The following is a 535-nucleotide window of genomic DNA, read 5'->3' as shown; positions in this document are numbered from 1 at the left end:
GGCCTGATCCACCGAGCGGATGCCGCCGGCCACGCAGAACGGGATGTCCAGCAGCCGGGCGATGTCGCGCACCCAGCCGTAGTCCAGGGTGCGCCCCTGCGGCGAGGCGGTGATGTCGTAGAACACCAGCTCGTCGGCGCCCTCGTCCCGGTAGCGCGCGGCCAGTTCGGCGGCGTCGCCCATGTCGGTGTGCCCCACAAAGCGCACGCCCTTGACCACCCGGCCGTCCTTCACGTCCAGACAGGGGATGATGCGCCGGGCGGTCATCGCACCGCCTCCAGCGCGTTGGACAGGGTGAAGCGGCCTTCGTAAAGGGCCCGGCCGATGATGGCGCCGTCGCAGCCGATGGCCTTGAGGGCGCCAGATCCTCCAGCGTAGGAGACCCCGCCGGAGCTTGCAGCTCGAAGCTCAGGGCGGCGCCTGCTTGACCTCGGCCAGGCAGCTCCAGATTGGGGCCCGTCAGAGCGCCGTCGCGGCCCACTGTCGGTCGACCGAGGATGCGGTTCAGCGTTCCCGGGGGCATACGCCGGACAGC

Annotated in this window: 1 protein-coding gene; it reads right to left on the bottom strand. The window is 70.8% G+C overall.

From position 1 onward, the window contains the following. Positions 1-267 (bottom strand): HisA/HisF-related TIM barrel protein (locus MBEBAB_RS14815; protein WP_045319492.1); only part of this gene is annotated, 267 nt, incomplete at its 3' end. Positions 268-535: the final 268 nt, after the last annotated feature.

The organism is Brevundimonas abyssalis TAR-001 (genome assembly GCF_000466985.1).
In the GTDB taxonomy this organism is placed as follows: domain Bacteria; phylum Pseudomonadota; class Alphaproteobacteria; order Caulobacterales; family Caulobacteraceae; genus Brevundimonas; species Brevundimonas abyssalis.
This window is presented reverse-complemented; position numbering and strand designations above follow the sequence as displayed.